Raw genomic sequence first — 14,739 nt, 5'->3', positions numbered from 1 at the left:
ATATTTCTAAATTATTTTAGTTTGTATTTTAAAGGAAGTATAATAATAAAGCTTGCGCCTTGTCCTACTTCACTTTTAGCTGTTATTAATCCGTTATGTTTTTCAATTATTTTTTTTGCAATTGCAAGTCCGATTCCGGTTCCTTCGTAAGTCTGGCGATCGTTTAAGCTCTGAAAGATAATAAAAATTCTGTCGAGATAAATTTCGTCAAAACCAATTCCGTTATCCTTTACGGTAATTCTGCAAAAATTACCTTCAGGAGATGTGGGACTGTCAAATGATTTTTCAAGAATTGTTTCTGATGTAATTTCGATTATCGGCTTTTCTTCGCTACCGGAAAATTTCAATGCATTACCAATCAGATTTTGAAAAACCTGACGCATCTGACTCGGAATACTGTCTACTGTTGGAAGTTCATTGGTTTTGATAGTCGCATTTTTGTTCTCGATCAAATAATCAAAATCGGATAATACTTCTTGTAAAACCTCATTTAAATCTGTTCTTTCTGGTTTTACCTGAGCCGAAAGTCTGGAATAAGCCAGAAGATCGGTAATTAAGGTCTGCATTCTCTCAGCCGATTTTATGGTTCGGTTGACATAATCGATTGCTTTATCGTCGGTTTTTAAATAAAGATCTTTTATAATTTTGATGAAAATCTGAATCTTTCGTATAGGTTCATTCAAATCGTGCGAGACGACCCAGGAAAACTGCTGTAATTCGTGATTTCGAAGTTCCAGTTCTTCATTTTTCTGAACCAGTTCTTTAGTTCTTTCCGCAATTTTAATTTCAAGATTGTCCTGCGCTTCTTTTCTAATTTTGATTTCTTTAGAAAGCAGGTCTTTCATTATTTTGAGCTCGTTCTGTTGCTCGTAGATTTTAATGAAGGTTTTGACTTTTAAAATCAACAAATCAGAATCGACCGGTTTTGTAATGTATTCTACTGCCCCGGTTTCATATCCTTTAAAGATATATTTCTTCTCGGTATTAAGAGCCGAAAGAAATATCACCGGAATATCTTTGGTGCGCTGATTACCAGAAAGGATTTTAACGACTTCAAATCCGTCAAGTCCCGGCATCTGAACGTCCATTATAATCAGGCAATAATCTGTTTTTAGAATTTTCTTTAAAGCTTCTTCTCCAGATTCAGCACTATCGACATCGATATTATGCAGTTCTAATGTTTTCTTTAAGGCAATAATATTGGCCCGTATATCATCTACAATTAATACCATGCCCTCTTAAAACTAAATCTGTTATGAATCAAAACTGTTGAATTTAAATTATTATAAAAATTTTCTTATTTTTTTATGAAATTACAGAAGTAACTCTTAAAAACTATGCGGAAATTCTCAAATGTATAAAAAAATAACCGGGGGCATTTTTATCTAAATCAAAAATAGTTACAAAATTCCCACTTTTGATTGTCTTTTTAGTGATAGAGTACTATAATAAAGCATTAGAAATTTTGTGTTATTTTAACATCTTTGCAAAACAACCGTATTTTCATACAAAAAACATAATTTTATTTTTATTGAGGCAAACAAAATATCTTTTAGGACAACCCCATTTTTAGTTCTGAATTAAATTTAAGATGTATAAAAGAGAAAGATTATGACGAAGACAAAAACATTCCCCGAACAAAAACAAAATCTCCCTGGCAACGAACATATGATGAAACCGGAACCAGAGATCATTAGAGAAAATTATGTTGGAAGCGGAAAACTATTAGGAAAAACCGCTTTTATAACCGGCGGTGACAGTGGCATTGGACGAAGCGTAGCTGTTCATTTTGCCAGAGAAGGTGCCAATATTGCCATTGTTTATTTAAAAGAAGATAAAGATGCGCGCGAAACTAAAGAAATGATAGAAAAAGAAGGCCAGCAATGCCTTTTGATAAGCGGTGATTTAAAGGATGAAAAATTCTGCAAATCGGCGATTAAAAAATGTCATTCTACTTTTAAGAACATCAATATTATAGTGAACAACGCTGCAGTGCAATTTCCCGAAAAAGAATTGGAAAAGATTACCACTGCCAATCTTCATAAGACTTTTGAAACCAATATTTATCCGTATTTCTATATTACACAAGCCGCACTTCCGTTTTTAAAAGAAGGTGATGTGATTATCAATACGACTTCTGTAACTGCTTTTCGCGGAAGTGAACATTTGGCAGATTATGCCAGTACAAAAGGTGCAATTGTCAGTTTTACCAGATCGCTTTCTGGAATGCTGGCAAAACGAAAAATACGGGTAAACGGTGTTGCACCCGGACCAATCTGGACACCGCTTATCGTGGCAACTTTTGATAAATTATCTGATTTTGGAAAAGATAATCCGATGGAAAGAGCCGGACAACCTTCTGAAGTTGCACCTGCGTATGTTTTTCTGGCATGTGAAGACAGCAGTTATATTACAGGACAGTTTATTCATATTAATGGTGGTGAATTGGTTGGTGCGTAGTTTTTTTAACCGCAAAGAGCACAAAGATTTACGCAAGGGTCACAGAGTTTTTTAACCTCGCTAAGTCGCTAAGTTTTGTTTCACGCAGATTTGGCAGATTTTAGCAGATTTTTTTATCATCTGAGTCTTCATGAAAAGTACAGTTTTTCCACAATCTTGTCATCCTGAGGAACGAAGGATCACACGCGAGAATCGATAAAAATTGTCCGCTATACTTTGTGGAGTTTCTTGTGTGATCCTTCGTTCCTCAGGATGACAAAAATACGGGCAACGAATGAAAAAATCTCAGAGTAATAGAATTTCAGCATCTTAGCATCTTAGTATCTCAGAACCTTAGAATCTAAAAAAAAATGAACTATATAGACATCATTGGACTTTTTGCTGGAGCTTGTATTACCATCTCCACGATTCCGCAGATTTTGAAAGTTTGGAAAACCAAAAAAGTAAAAGAGATTTCTCTTAAAATGTTTGGCATTCTTACTTTTGGAATTGCGATATGGATTATTTACGGCATTTTGAAAAGTGACTGGCCAATCATTATCACTAATGGAATTTCACTTTGTTTGAATCTTATTATGGTATATTTTATTCTTCATTACGAAAAAGAATAGCGTTCTAAAGTATCTCACGCAGATTTAGCAGATTTAGCAGATTTTCTATTGATTTATAAATATTTTACTATCAAAACCTTCTAAAAAAGTAAAGCTCATACACAATCTTGTCCTCCTGAGGAACGAAGGATCACATGCGAGATTCGACAAAGATTGTCTGCCATACCTTGCGGAGTTCCTTGTGTGATCCTTCGTTCCTCAGGATGACAAAAAATACGTAAAACAAATAGAAAAACTTAGAATCTCAGTACCTCAGAATCTTAGAATCTTAAAGAAAAAAAACTGCTCAAATGAGCAGTTTTTTTTGAAGTATATGTCAGGCTTTTTAGCTAGCTAATTTCTGGTTGTACGATTTTAATTCTAACTGATATTTTTGCTTGAGTGTTCGCGACTGTAATGTTCTACGAATCATCTGCAAAGGCATTATTACAGTCGAAACACTTAAAGTAGAAAGTTTTTTAATTTCTGTTATTTGTTTGGAAGCAAAATGTAAAATCGGATTAAATGTGCTTAAATAGTTGTAACTGTGTTGCGCTATCTCCAATTGTAGAACTTGTCTTAGAATATTTCTCATCATCAAATAACGAACTGTTCCTCTTTTCGGAATTGCTTTTAATTCCTCAAATTTCTGTTCAATTTTATGATTTTCAGTTCCAATATAAATGTAATTACCCGACTCATTTGTAAATATTTTTTTGACTTGAGAAACAAAATCAGTTTCTTGATTATATACCGTTGTAGGCATACCAATTAAAGAAAATTGAATGTGTTTGTGACTGTCAAAATACAATACACTATTGATGGATGAAGAATTACTCATAATTCCTGACTGTTTTTTCTTTAAACCTTTCAAATCGCCATTTGCGCCGAAACTATGGTTTATGTTCCCTTTCTCACAATACACAAAAAATACTGGTGAAAACGGATTAGATTCAATACTTAAATTAACATCTTCGATAAAAGTAAAATCAAAATTGAGATAAGTCATTTCTTTCTCAAAACGAACACCAGAAATACTTCCTTTTGCCCATCTTGATTTAAAAGTCAATTTATATTCATTGGCAGAAATTGTTAATTTACCGCCAAAACTATCTTTAAAATTATTAAAAACAGCATCAAATCCTCCAGTATTTATGTAAAGTTTCTTCATTATAAGGTTTTTGGTTGAACAACTGATTAGTAATTATTTACGTACAAAAACTAACTTTGGTTTTTATCTTAATTTGTATACTTCAAATTTCGTTTATCTTGTCAATCAATTCCTTATACAATTTCGGAGAGATATTTCATAATTATTATTTTGCGAGGTACAAAGGTTCAAAGTGACAAAGTGACAAAGATTTTACTTCTAAGTGCTTTATGCATAAAGAAATTACGCCAACTAAATAAACCTTTGCCTCTTTGCAACTTTGCCACTCTATAACTCAAAAAAAGCAGCTGCCTCAAATAAATTTGAAACAACTGCTCATCAGCAAAATAAAAATATCAATCTATTTTTACCTCTTTATGTAAGTTCGTTTATGTCGGCATTTTTAGAATAATTGGCTTTTGGGATATCTTTAAAGAATTCAGCTTCTTCTAAATCCGCTGTGGGGCCATAACCTAATAAATGAGTTCCTTTTCTGTTATCTTTTGTTTCGATTACATATAAAATTGACATATCGTCCGGATCGCTCATTCCTTCATAGCGCTGATGTGCTACAATAAAAATATCTTCAGGTTTGTATTCAATTTTAGTTTCTGCATCAATTAATTGATCGTTTTCAAATAAATAAGTAACGGTATATCCTTGGTCCTGATATGCTTTTATATAGTCGGTTTCGTGTTTTGAATATTCTCGTTTCATAACTTTTATTTTAATCTGTTTATCAAATTTCCGTATTGAAAAGCGATAAAATTAACTCTAACGATTTTAATCGTAGCTCATTCAAAAATCATAGAAAAACTCATTTTATTTTTTATTAATTTTAACCATGCCTTACTCTGAGTAAGATTTTTTTATGCGAACTTTAGAATTATTACAAGACGACAAATACCCTTTTTAATGAATAACAATTATGATTTTTTGGCAAATGGAGGAGAAATGGGAGAACTTACCCGAGCCAAAGATTGGAGCAAAACACCCATTGGACCAGTAGAATTTTGGCCTCAAAGTCTTCGTACTACTTTGGGGATTTTATTAAATTCTAAATTTCCAATGTTTTTGTTTTGGGGTCCAGATCATATTTGTTTTTATAATGATGCCTATCGTCCAAGTTTAGGAAACGATGGCAAACATCCTGCAATACTCGGAGAAAAAGGAGCCGATTTCTGGTCGGAAATTTGGGATTTTATTCAACCTTTAATCAATCAGGTGTTGACTCAAAGCGAAGCAACCTGGCACGAAGATCAATTGTTACCCATTTATAGAAACGGTAAAATGGAAGACGTTTATTGGACTTTCAGCTACAGTCCTGTAAATGATGAGGAAGGAAAAACTTCGGGAGTATTGGTAATCTGTAATGAAACTACAGATAAGGTTTTAACCAACCAAAAGCTCAAAGAAAGCAATGAACGTTACTTAAACAGCATTTTACAGGCTCCCAACGCGATGTGTATTTTTAGAGGTTCAAATCATACTATTGAAATCGCCAATAAACTAATGCTCGAAATTTGGGAAAAAAAGGAAGAAGAAGTTCTTCATAAACCCGTTTTTGATGCACTTCCTGAAGTTCGCGATCAGGGATTGGAAGAAATTTTAAGAGAAGTTTACACTACAGGAGAAACTTTTACTGCTCAGGAACTACCTGTGAAATTATACCGAAAAGGCAATATTTTAACCCATTTTATCAATGTGACTTATGAAGCCTTAAAGGAATCTAACGGCGAAATATCTGGTATTTTGGCTATTGCCAATGATGTTACACCTCAGGTCAATGCACGTCATACTGTCGAAGAAAGCGAAAAACGTTTCAGAAATACCGTAAAACAGCTTCCACTTGGAATTGGTATTCTAAAGGGAGAAGATCTGGTTTTAGAAATGGCGAATGCGACTTACCTTCATATTATTGATAAAAATGAAAGTGATGTAATCGACAAACCCATTTTTGATTCGGTTCCAGAAGCTAAGGAGACTGTTTTTCCTTTATTAAAAAATGTTTTTGAAACAGGAGTACCTTATTATACGGATGAACTTCCTGTGACATTAAACCGCTATAATAGTGAAGAATTGGGTTATTTTAATCTGGTTTTTTATCCATTAAAAGAAAGTGACATTATTACCGGAGTTATTGTCGTAGCTTATGAAGTAACTGAAGAAGTAAAAGGAAGGCATCTTTTGACCGAAAGTGAAAAGGCTTTTCGAAATATAGTTATGGAATCTCCAATTGCAATGGCAATCTTTAGAGGAAATGATCACATTATTGAAATGGCCAATACGACCATGATTTATAGCATTTGGCAGAAAGAAGAAAAAGACGTCATTGGAAAACCGCTGATAGAAGTTTTTCCAGAACTAGTCACTCAAAAATATCCTGAATTATTAAATGAAGTGCTTCATAATGGAAAAACCATTCGTGAAAACGAAGCTATTGCTTATGTTGATATTAAAGGAAAACTCAAAAAATTCTACTTAGATTACGAATACACACCGCTTTACGAAAAAAATGGAAAATCATCGGGCGTGATGGTTACTGTTAATGATGTTACGAATAAAGTAAAAGCCAGAAAAAAACTGGAAACTGCTGAAGAAAGAGTCCGATTGGCTGCCGAAATTGGAGAAATTGCCATGTGGGATTTGGATCTTCAAACCAGAAAATTAATTTATAGTGATAATTTACTGGATCTTTTTGGTTTTGAAAAAGATAAAAAACTAGAACATCAGGATATCAGAAGCCGAATTCTTCCAGAAGATGAACCTATTATAGAAGAAGCTTTAGCCAAAGCTTTCAAAACGAGTATTTACAGATATGAAGCCCGTATTTTAAAATTAGACAATACCATCAGCTGGATAAAAGTACACGGAAAAGTGTTTTTTGATGAAAATAAAGAACCTGCCAAAATGATTGGAACTGTAATGGATATTACGGTCGAGAAAAACAATCAGCAGGTTTTGGAAAAAAGCGAGAAGAAATTCAGACTCCTTGCCGACTCTATTCCACAGCTTATCTGGACAAGTGATGCAATTGGAAATCTGAATTATTTTAATGAAACTTTTTATAATTACTGCGGTTATTCTAAAAATGAAATTGAAAAAAATGGATGGCTTCAAGTCGTACATCCTGACGATCGCGAAGAAAATGTCAAACTTTGGATGGAATCGGTTAAAACAGGTCATGATTTTCTTTTTGTACATCGTTTTAAGCGTTATGACGGTGAATATCGTTGGCAACTAAGCCGTGCAGTCGCTCAATTAGATGAATTTGGTAAAATTTCGATGTGGGTTGGAACCAGTACTGATATCGAAGATCAAAAAAACTTTACCAACCAACTGGAAGAACAAATTATTGATCGTACGACTCAACTCGAAATTCAAAATCGGGATTTAGTCAATATGAATATTGAACTGCAGTCTTTCGCCTATATTTCAAGTCATGATCTTCAGGAGCCTTTAAGAAAAATACAAACTTTCGCCAGCCGATTAAACGAATTGGATGATCAGAATATTTCGGCGAATGCCAAAACCTATTTGTCTAGAATTGAAATATCGGCAAGAAAAATGCAGACGCTTATACAAGATTTATTGACCTATTCCCGCGCAAATTCTGCCGATCGTGTTTTTACAACTGTAAATATAAATGACATTTTGGATGAAGTAATCAGCGATTTCTCAGAAAAAATTGAAGAAAAGAAAGCTAAAGTAGAATTCCATGATTTGGGAGAAGCTGTATTGATTCAGTTTCAATTCAGACAACTATTACACAATTTAGTAGAAAATGCTTTAAAATTCTCTAGAAACGGTATTCCACCAAGAGTGCAAATCTCAGTTACAGAAGTAAATGGAAGTGCTATTCCAAATGCCGAATTTAAGGATAAAATCTATCACCATCTGAAAGTTTCGGATAACGGAATTGGTTTTGATATGGAATACAAAGAAAAAATCTTTGAGGTATTTCAGCGTTTAAATACCGAAAGCGAATTTAAAGGCACTGGAATTGGTCTTGCAATTGTCAAGAAAATTGTTGAAAACCATAAAGGTTTCGTCACCGTTTCCAGCGAAAAAGACAAAGGATCAACTTTTAATGTTTTTATCCCTGATTTATCGTAAAAAATTAAAATTTGAAAACAAAATTAGATTTGGTTGGAATAAATTTATCCCACTCAATCTGAATAGCTAGTTCTATTGATTTGATAATATCACTCATCAAAATCGGTTTTGTTATAAAGGCATTTGCTCCCAAAGCTCGGCATTTCTCAATGATTCCAGGTTCGCTCGAAGTAGAATAAATTACAACCGGAATATCTTTTTTATAGTCGGAATTTCTAAGCTCTTCTAAAACATCGAATCCATTTTTTCCTGGCATATTCAAATCTAGAAAAACTACATAAGGGGTTGATGGCGGATTAAATATGGCGCTTAGCAGTTTATCTCCTCCACTATAGGTCTGTAATTTAATTTCTCTTGATATCGAATCTACTGCGTCTGTAAAAATGCTGATATCATCTTCATCATCGTCAGTATATAATATAGTGTAATCAGCCATGGTATTTTCGCGTGTAAATTTTAATCATTCCAAATATAGGGTATTTTTTTGGGGTAAGCCCAATTTTGAATTAAATTCCTACAATATCTCAAATTGGAATCTCATAATTTCTATGTTTTATTATATAATAAGAAAGAAATTAAAAATCCCAACTTTACATTTCATTAATTATTAGACAAATACAAACTTAAAATACAACATCATGGGAGATCATAAAGACCTTACAGACGAATTTGCTGTCGATAAAATTAAAGATCTGGCAGAACATATTAAAACCTGTATGTTTTGTACATACAATGAATATAGATTACAATCAAGACCAATGTCTGTGCAGAAAATAGACGATTTAGGACAACTTTGGTTTTTATCGGATCGAAACAGTAGTCAAAATGCTGAAATTTCATTAAATCCAACGGTGGAAATTTTCTTTTCTGAACCGCACGACAAATTCCTCACATTACATGGAACGGCAAGTATTTCGTATGATCGAGAAACGATTAAAGAATTATGGAGTCCGATTGTAAAAGTCTGGATGCCTGGGGGCGAAGACGATCCAAATTTAAGTGTAATCAAAGTAGTACCGGAAGACGGTTATTATTGGAATAACAAAAACGGTAAAATGGTTGCTATTGCTAAAATGACCGCCGCCTTTGTTACTGGAAAGACAATGGATGACGGAATTGAAGGTACTTTGAAACTTTAATCGTGGGGTTGGTTTAACCGTAAAGTTCGCAAAGAATACGCAATCCCGATAGCTATCGGGAGCAAAGTTTTTTTTAGCCACAGATTAAAGGATTACAAAGATTTCAAAAAATCCTAATAATCTTTTTAATCAGTGGCTAAATATTTAAAACTTAAAGTCCGCAAAGTTTTATTAAAAAAGCTTTGCGGACTTTGAGGTTTTTACCTATTTCTCAAAAAATCTTTGTGGACTTTGCGTATTCTTAGCGAACTTTGCGCTCCATAACACCTAAGCTAAAATTAAACATTCATTCGTTTTAATTCTAATGCATTCAAAATACCAGCCTCACTTGCTGTATTATTAAAATAAACAAATCCCTTCTTTGTAGAATCAATATTACTATTTATATCAGTTAACTCATCAGTAGAATAACTGGAATGAAACATTTTGGGAATTCCGTGAAATCTAATATACAATAAAGGAAAATCTTTAAAGATAGTCTGTGGAAGATTGGGATGACTCACACTGCAGAATGTAATGTTGTTTTCTTTAAAAGAATTCCAGACTTCTACATTCCACCAGCTTTCATGTCTGAATTCAATTACATTTTGAAAGTCGTAATTCAAAATGTCAATTATACTATTCAATTTTTCTTTACTAAAAGCATAACTAGGCGGAAATTGAAACAAAATTGCTCCCAGTTTATCCTTCATTCCATTTTTACAAATAGTATAAAAGTCATTTAAAAGATTTTCACAGTCTTGAAGTTTTTTGATATGCGTAATTTCTTTTGGGACTTTAATAGAAAACAAAAAAAAGTCAGGCGATTTATCATACCAATTTTGAAAAATCTTAAGAGTTGGAAACTTATAAAAACTGCCATTAAATTCATAAGTATCAAAATGCTGGCAGTAAAAATTAAACCATTCTTTTGATGGCAAAGTCTGCGGATAAAATACTTTTTTCCAAAAGCTGTTATAATAACTCGAGCAACCTATTAAAACTTGATTTTTCATATGTATAATTCTTGACAATTGGAACAGAAAAAACTTCTGCGTTTTCGGTCTCCAGTCTGTTTTTTGTGAAATGGCAGATTACATCTCATACAAACACTTTTGGTGTAAGCTTCCCAATGTTGTTTGAGTTCAAATTTCTTTTTCCAATACAAAAATTCAAAACTATAAATCGAACATTCGGCAATGATCTGACTGATTTCATTTGGCGGAATTTTTCCAATTATAGATTCGGGGTGAACGTAGCAGCGGTACAATACTTCATTTTTAATGATATTCCCTACTCCCGCAAAAATGTTTTGATCCAGGATTACATCACAAATCGTTTTATCCGGCATTTTTTCTAAACTGACTTGCGCCTTTTTTGGATTCCAGCTTTCATTCATTACATCGACACTCCAATCATAATGAGAATTAATATCCCCTTCTAAGAATTTAACGGAACAGGTGTAGAAATTGAGTTCTCCATCTTCAAAAACCAGACTTAAACGCGGCGTTGATTCTTTACGTTCGTTAACTCTATAAGTGCCAAACATCAGCATATGAATTTTAACGGTAAAAGAATCAAAACAAATTAAAAAATGTTTACCCCAGGTTTTGAAGGTATTAATCGTTTTATCTTTTAGTCGGGAAATATCAATACTCGCATTTCCGGAAACAGAAATGATTTTATTTCCGGTAAATTGCTGCACATCTTCTTTTAAAATCACTATGGAAGGACCTTCGGGCATATAATTTTCTTTAGGTTTGTATAAAAAAGTGCAGTCCGAAAACTGCACTTATAAATATATTTTATTTTTTACTCAATTTCGGCAGCTTCAAGATTCACTGCATTTACGGCAACCTCTGTTAGAATTTTATCTGCACCTTTTTCTTCATCGAGTGTCTGCTCTAAAAGTGTCGCAGCTTCCGGCAATCCTAAAGTTTCGGCAAATTGTCTCAATGTACCGTATGTCGCAATTTCATAATGCTCAATTTTTTGGCTCGCGGCAATAATTGCGGCATCGCGCACTACGCCAATTTCGGTTTCTTCCAGCATTCCTTTGGCTTCTTCAATAAGACCTTCCATTGCATCACATTTTTTAGCTGTGGCTTTTTTGCCTAGAATTTTAAAAACTTCCTCTAGACGAGTAATTTGTTCTTCGGTTTCGGTTAAATGATTGTCAATTGCATCTTTCAATTCTACTGAAGAAGCATTTTTAACCATTGTTGGCAATGCTTTGGTCAAAGCTTTTTCTGCCCAATAGATATCTTTTAAGCCATCTTCAAATAATTCTGTAAGTCCAGAAGCTGCATTCGATTTTGGTTTTGTAACGCCTCTAGGCGTTGTTTCATTTGCAGTGGCTTTTTTACTATTCGTAGTATTCTCTGTAGTTTTCATGGTAATAATTTTTATGATTAATAAGATGATAAAATTACCTACTGAAAAATCAGACTGGTTATATGATTCCTTCTTTAAATTTCATTCTAAGCATCTGTTAATTATACAATTACATCAAACAATCGTATAATAATTTCTAAGTCATTCAGACTTAAATTTGAAAATATAAATTACTAAAATTGAATATCATGGATACTAAAGATAAAAGAAACAGCCCTTTTCCTAAAGATCCGGGAAATCCAAATACTTCAGACAGAAACACTGTCATGAATGAGGAACTTTATGACTTAAATACGGAGAGAACCCAAAGTAGTAATGCTGAAGATGCAGAGCGAGGTTATACTGTTCGAGACGGCCATAATCCGAATAAACCAAATCCTGATGAAAAAATTAATGGTTATGATGATGATGATTTGGATGATTTAAATGACGATTTTCATAATGACAGAGATTTGGAAGATACCGATGACGATGTCTATGAAGTGGTTTTGGAAGAAGGAGAAGAATTTGACGATGAGTTTGATGACGAAGAGGAATACATCGAAGAGGATTTAGATGATGAAGTTGAAAACGACGAATTTGACAATCCTGCTGATACATTCGAAAATGACTTTAATGAAACCGAAGATGTTTTAGAAGACATCGACGATGATGAAGATTATGAAAACAACAATTATGTCGAAGACGATGTGCAACGTCCAAAGAAAAAAAATAAATTTACAAAGGAAGACCAAAGAAGGTTCTACTAAACAATTAAAAAAGCCGTTAAGAAAAATTCTTAACGGCTTTTTGAGTTTAAAATTTAATTAATCGCCAATAATTTTTAATACCGGGATATCGTCCATTCGCGCCAGGCGTTCTGCCAGACCTGCTCTCGCTTCATTAAGTTCCTGTTCTGCTTTGCCTAATTCTATATACCATTGCTCTTTTCCTGTTGGAGAAGTTTCCAACTTTCGCACAATTTCATAGATTTCGCCCTCAGCTTCCATCACTTTTAATCTTTTATAATAAGTCAAACTTTCGGTCATGTGTGCCAATGCAATCATCGCGGTTAAAAAAGGATGATTGTTGGTTACATTAACATCTTTTACCCTGCCATGTTCTAATTCTACTTTTAAGGCAAAAGCAAATTCTTCCATATTAAAAGCTTCGTGTTTACTTTTTGGATCCAAATAGGCTCTTATGGCATGCACATTATTCATAGTCGAAAGATCAACATCTGTTTTTTTACTATTTAAATCTTTAAAAACTACGTTCGCAATTGCTCTTGCTTCAGCAATAGTGGGATCATTTTTAGGATTCTCAAAATCACGAACCGACCAATCCCAATTTTTAGGATGAACCGGTTTAATGTATTTTTCGCAAAAGTCTGTTACATCATTTTTAAGGCTTACCATCTCATCATCTCTTTTGATATAAACATCCTGATAAGCACCGCTTTTTGTTCCCATGATTGATATTTTTTCTTTATTGAAACCACAAACGACACATTATCGAAATAAATGTGCCGTTGTAGTTTGTTCTTTATTTACTGATATTCTTCTTTATACTCTTGATCTTCCTGAGATTAACGAGATAATAAATAATACTAAAAATATGAAGAATAAAATTTTAGCAATACTAGCTGCTCCAGCGGCAATTCCGCCAAAACCAAATATTCCCGCCACTATGGCTAGAATAATAAAAATGACTGTCCAACGTAACATAATAATAGTTTTTTAGTTAATAATGATTTTTGTTTGTATGTCAACCTTTTAAGCTTTTAGAGAGATGCAGTAACTCCATATTATTGACACGGTGATTCCAAATCGATTTGATAATTCTGAATCAATTCAGAAAACGCGGTTTCTGTTCTTGAAAAATATTTCTTTGTACTTCGGCTTTTCTTTACTTTATCAAAATACTTCTGAATAGTTCCATCTTCGTAAGTTGAAATTAAAAGCGGATGCACATAATAATCTTTGCAGACTTTTCTTGTATTTCCTAATGCTTCAGCGGTTAAGTCAAAGGCTGTTATAACATTTTGTTTGATCTCTTTTTCATCAGAAGTAACTCCTAATTCCATCAAACTTTCAAAAAATATAATCGACGCTGCCCAGGTTCTAAAATCTTTTGCACTGAAATATTCACCTGAAATTTCATGGAGATATTCATTAACCATGTGGCTGTCCAATACTTTCTTTTCGCCGTTTTTGTCGTAATATTTAAAAACTTCCCAACCCGGAATTTCTTCACATCGGCTTACGAGTTTTATCAATTTTTTGTTTCGGGTTGTAATCGTATGTAGTTTTCCTTTTTTACCGATAAACTCAAACCGAAGCGAATTTTTATTGATATTGATGTGGCGTTTTCTTAAAGTAGAAAGTCCGTATGATTTATTGTCTTTGGCATATTTCTCGTTTCCGATTCTAATATGCGTTTCCTCCATTAACCTAATTACCAAAGCTGTAACTTTTTCTTTCGACCATTCTTTCTTTTCCAAATCAATATCAACTTGTTTTCTGATCGATGGAAGTTTAGCGCCAAATTCGGCTATTTTATAAAATTTGGTTTGATTCCGAATCAAATTCCATTTTGGATGATAACGATATTGTTTTCTTTTTTTATCGTCTACTCCTACTGCCTGTAAATGTCCGTTTGTGCAATCGGCAATACGAACATTTTCCCATGCTGGAGGTAAAACCAAACTTTTTATTCTTTTCAATTCCGATTTCGATTTGACATTTCGTCCATTCTTTTTATAGACAAAATCTTCACCTTCGCGGCAGCGTACAATCGTCAGCTGATTGTCATTTATATACTCCAGATCTAGTTTTTCGATCACTAAATGTGGCGCTTTTATCAGCTGGTTCATTAATAATTCTTTTCTTGCTGCGTTCATGGTATTTGTATTTTTATCACATCGATAAAA

Annotated in this window: 15 protein-coding genes; 5 read left to right on the top strand and 10 right to left on the bottom strand. The window is 33.4% G+C overall.

Going from position 1 to position 14,739, the window contains the following annotated elements; all coding sequences use genetic code 11:
- Positions 1-11 precede the first annotated feature (11 nt).
- Positions 12-1,232 (bottom strand): hybrid sensor histidine kinase/response regulator, encoded by a 1,221-nt coding sequence (locus HYN56_RS15245; protein ID WP_109192960.1) that lies wholly within the window; start codon positions 1,230-1,232, stop codon positions 12-14.
- Positions 1,233-1,611: 379 nt separating this feature from the next.
- Here HYN56_RS15245 and HYN56_RS15240 point away from each other — a divergent pair, with 379 nt between their 5' ends.
- Both HYN56_RS15240 and HYN56_RS15235 read left to right on the top strand, forming a co-directional pair.
- Complete coding sequence (locus tag HYN56_RS15240) at positions 1,612-2,460, top strand: SDR family oxidoreductase (RefSeq protein ID WP_109192959.1); 849 nt, start codon at positions 1,612-1,614, stop codon at positions 2,458-2,460.
- Between the two features lie 350 nt (positions 2,461-2,810).
- Positions 2,811-3,071, top strand: a complete 261-nt coding sequence (locus HYN56_RS15235; protein WP_109192958.1) for a SemiSWEET family sugar transporter — start codon at positions 2,811-2,813, stop codon at positions 3,069-3,071.
- A gap of 325 nt (positions 3,072-3,396) precedes the next feature.
- On the opposite strand, the gene HYN56_RS15230 is transcribed toward HYN56_RS15235, so the two are convergent.
- A complete protein-coding gene (locus HYN56_RS15230) occupies positions 3,397-4,221 on the bottom strand; it encodes a hypothetical protein (RefSeq protein WP_109192957.1) in 825 nt (274 codons plus the stop codon).
- 354 nt (positions 4,222-4,575) lie between these two features.
- Positions 4,576-4,917: a hypothetical protein gene (locus tag HYN56_RS15225; protein ID WP_109192956.1), complete on the bottom strand. Its 342-nt coding sequence runs from the start codon at positions 4,915-4,917 to the stop codon at positions 4,576-4,578.
- A gap of 198 nt (positions 4,918-5,115) precedes the next feature.
- Between HYN56_RS15225 and HYN56_RS15220 the strand changes: the two genes are divergently transcribed.
- Positions 5,116-8,316 (top strand): PAS domain S-box protein, encoded by a 3,201-nt coding sequence (locus HYN56_RS15220; RefSeq protein ID WP_167398318.1) that lies wholly within the window; start codon positions 5,116-5,118, stop codon positions 8,314-8,316.
- Between the two features lie 4 nt (positions 8,317-8,320).
- Here the strand turns inward: HYN56_RS15220 and HYN56_RS15215 are convergent, their stop codons facing one another.
- Positions 8,321-8,752, bottom strand: a complete 432-nt coding sequence (locus HYN56_RS15215; protein WP_109192955.1) for a response regulator — start codon at positions 8,750-8,752, stop codon at positions 8,321-8,323.
- A 202-nt stretch (positions 8,753-8,954) separates the two neighbouring features.
- On the opposite strand from HYN56_RS15215, the gene HYN56_RS15210 reads away from it, so the two are divergent.
- Entirely contained in the window at positions 8,955-9,455 is a 501-nt protein-coding gene (locus tag HYN56_RS15210) for a pyridoxamine 5'-phosphate oxidase family protein (RefSeq protein ID WP_109192954.1), read from the top strand.
- A gap of 278 nt (positions 9,456-9,733) precedes the next feature.
- Here the strand turns inward: HYN56_RS15210 and HYN56_RS15205 are convergent, their stop codons facing one another.
- The 3 genes from HYN56_RS15205 to HYN56_RS15195 all read right to left on the bottom strand — a co-directional run bounded on the left by HYN56_RS15205 (position 9,734) and on the right by HYN56_RS15195 (position 11,828).
- Positions 9,734-10,450, bottom strand: a complete 717-nt coding sequence (locus HYN56_RS15205) for a DUF72 domain-containing protein (protein WP_109192953.1) — start codon at positions 10,448-10,450, stop codon at positions 9,734-9,736.
- A complete protein-coding gene (locus HYN56_RS15200) occupies positions 10,447-11,178 on the bottom strand; it encodes a DNA-formamidopyrimidine glycosylase family protein (protein ID WP_109192952.1) in 732 nt (243 codons plus the stop codon). Before HYN56_RS15200 ends, HYN56_RS15205 begins: the two co-directional genes overlap by 4 nt.
- A 68-nt stretch (positions 11,179-11,246) precedes the next feature.
- On the bottom strand, positions 11,247-11,828 hold the full coding sequence (locus HYN56_RS15195) for a YciE/YciF ferroxidase family protein (RefSeq protein WP_109192951.1): 582 nt from the start codon (positions 11,826-11,828) through the stop codon (positions 11,247-11,249).
- 188 nt (positions 11,829-12,016) lie between these two features.
- On the opposite strand from HYN56_RS15195, the gene HYN56_RS15190 reads away from it, so the two are divergent.
- Positions 12,017-12,577, top strand: a complete 561-nt coding sequence (locus HYN56_RS15190) for a hypothetical protein (RefSeq protein ID WP_109192950.1) — start codon at positions 12,017-12,019, stop codon at positions 12,575-12,577.
- A 57-nt stretch (positions 12,578-12,634) separates the two neighbouring features.
- Here HYN56_RS15190 and HYN56_RS15185 read toward each other — a convergent pair whose 3' ends face one another.
- The 3 genes from HYN56_RS15185 to HYN56_RS15175 form a co-directional block, all read right to left on the bottom strand.
- Positions 12,635-13,279, bottom strand: a complete 645-nt coding sequence (locus HYN56_RS15185; RefSeq protein ID WP_109192949.1) for a DUF5661 family protein — start codon at positions 13,277-13,279, stop codon at positions 12,635-12,637.
- A gap of 93 nt (positions 13,280-13,372) precedes the next feature.
- Positions 13,373-13,534, bottom strand: a complete 162-nt coding sequence (locus HYN56_RS15180) for a DUF1328 domain-containing protein (protein WP_109192948.1) — start codon at positions 13,532-13,534, stop codon at positions 13,373-13,375.
- Positions 13,535-13,614: 80 nt separating this feature from the next.
- On the bottom strand, positions 13,615-14,709 hold the full coding sequence (locus HYN56_RS15175) for a DNA topoisomerase IB (protein WP_109192947.1): 1,095 nt from the start codon (positions 14,707-14,709) through the stop codon (positions 13,615-13,617).
- Positions 14,710-14,739 lie beyond the last annotated feature (30 nt).

It is taken from the genome of Flavobacterium crocinum, assembly GCF_003122385.1.
Classification (GTDB): domain Bacteria; phylum Bacteroidota; class Bacteroidia; order Flavobacteriales; family Flavobacteriaceae; genus Flavobacterium; species Flavobacterium crocinum.
The sequence above is the reverse complement of the archived record's forward strand: the minus strand, read 5'-3'. Positions and strand labels throughout refer to the sequence as shown.

What these genes read in the sequence shown, in the direction of transcription:
- HYN56_RS15245 (WP_109192960.1), bottom strand. Translation starts at nt 1,232, where the DNA reads ATGGTATTAATTGTAGATGATATACGGGCCAATATTATTGCCTTAAAG.
- HYN56_RS15240 (WP_109192959.1), top strand. Translation starts at nt 1,612, where the DNA reads ATGACGAAGACAAAAACATTCCCCGAACAAAAACAAAATCTCCCTGGC.
- HYN56_RS15235 (WP_109192958.1), top strand. Translation starts at nt 2,811, where the DNA reads ATGAACTATATAGACATCATTGGACTTTTTGCTGGAGCTTGTATTACC.
- HYN56_RS15230 (WP_109192957.1), bottom strand. Translation starts at nt 4,221, where the DNA reads ATGAAGAAACTTTACATAAATACTGGAGGATTTGATGCTGTTTTTAAT.
- HYN56_RS15225 (WP_109192956.1), bottom strand. Translation starts at nt 4,917, where the DNA reads ATGAAACGAGAATATTCAAAACACGAAACCGACTATATAAAAGCATAT.
- HYN56_RS15220 (WP_167398318.1), top strand. Translation starts at nt 5,116, where the DNA reads ATGAATAACAATTATGATTTTTTGGCAAATGGAGGAGAAATGGGAGAA.
- HYN56_RS15215 (WP_109192955.1), bottom strand. Translation starts at nt 8,752, where the DNA reads ATGGCTGATTACACTATATTATATACTGACGATGATGAAGATGATATC.
- HYN56_RS15210 (WP_109192954.1), top strand. Translation starts at nt 8,955, where the DNA reads ATGGGAGATCATAAAGACCTTACAGACGAATTTGCTGTCGATAAAATT.
- HYN56_RS15205 (WP_109192953.1), bottom strand. Translation starts at nt 10,450, where the DNA reads ATGAAAAATCAAGTTTTAATAGGTTGCTCGAGTTATTATAACAGCTTT.
- HYN56_RS15200 (WP_109192952.1), bottom strand. Translation starts at nt 11,178, where the DNA reads ATGCCCGAAGGTCCTTCCATAGTGATTTTAAAAGAAGATGTGCAGCAA.
- HYN56_RS15195 (WP_109192951.1), bottom strand. Translation starts at nt 11,828, where the DNA reads ATGAAAACTACAGAGAATACTACGAATAGTAAAAAAGCCACTGCAAAT.
- HYN56_RS15190 (WP_109192950.1), top strand. Translation starts at nt 12,017, where the DNA reads ATGGATACTAAAGATAAAAGAAACAGCCCTTTTCCTAAAGATCCGGGA.
- HYN56_RS15185 (WP_109192949.1), bottom strand. Translation starts at nt 13,279, where the DNA reads ATGGGAACAAAAAGCGGTGCTTATCAGGATGTTTATATCAAAAGAGAT.
- HYN56_RS15180 (WP_109192948.1), bottom strand. Translation starts at nt 13,534, where the DNA reads ATGTTACGTTGGACAGTCATTTTTATTATTCTAGCCATAGTGGCGGGA.
- HYN56_RS15175 (WP_109192947.1), bottom strand. Translation starts at nt 14,709, where the DNA reads ATGAACGCAGCAAGAAAAGAATTATTAATGAACCAGCTGATAAAAGCG.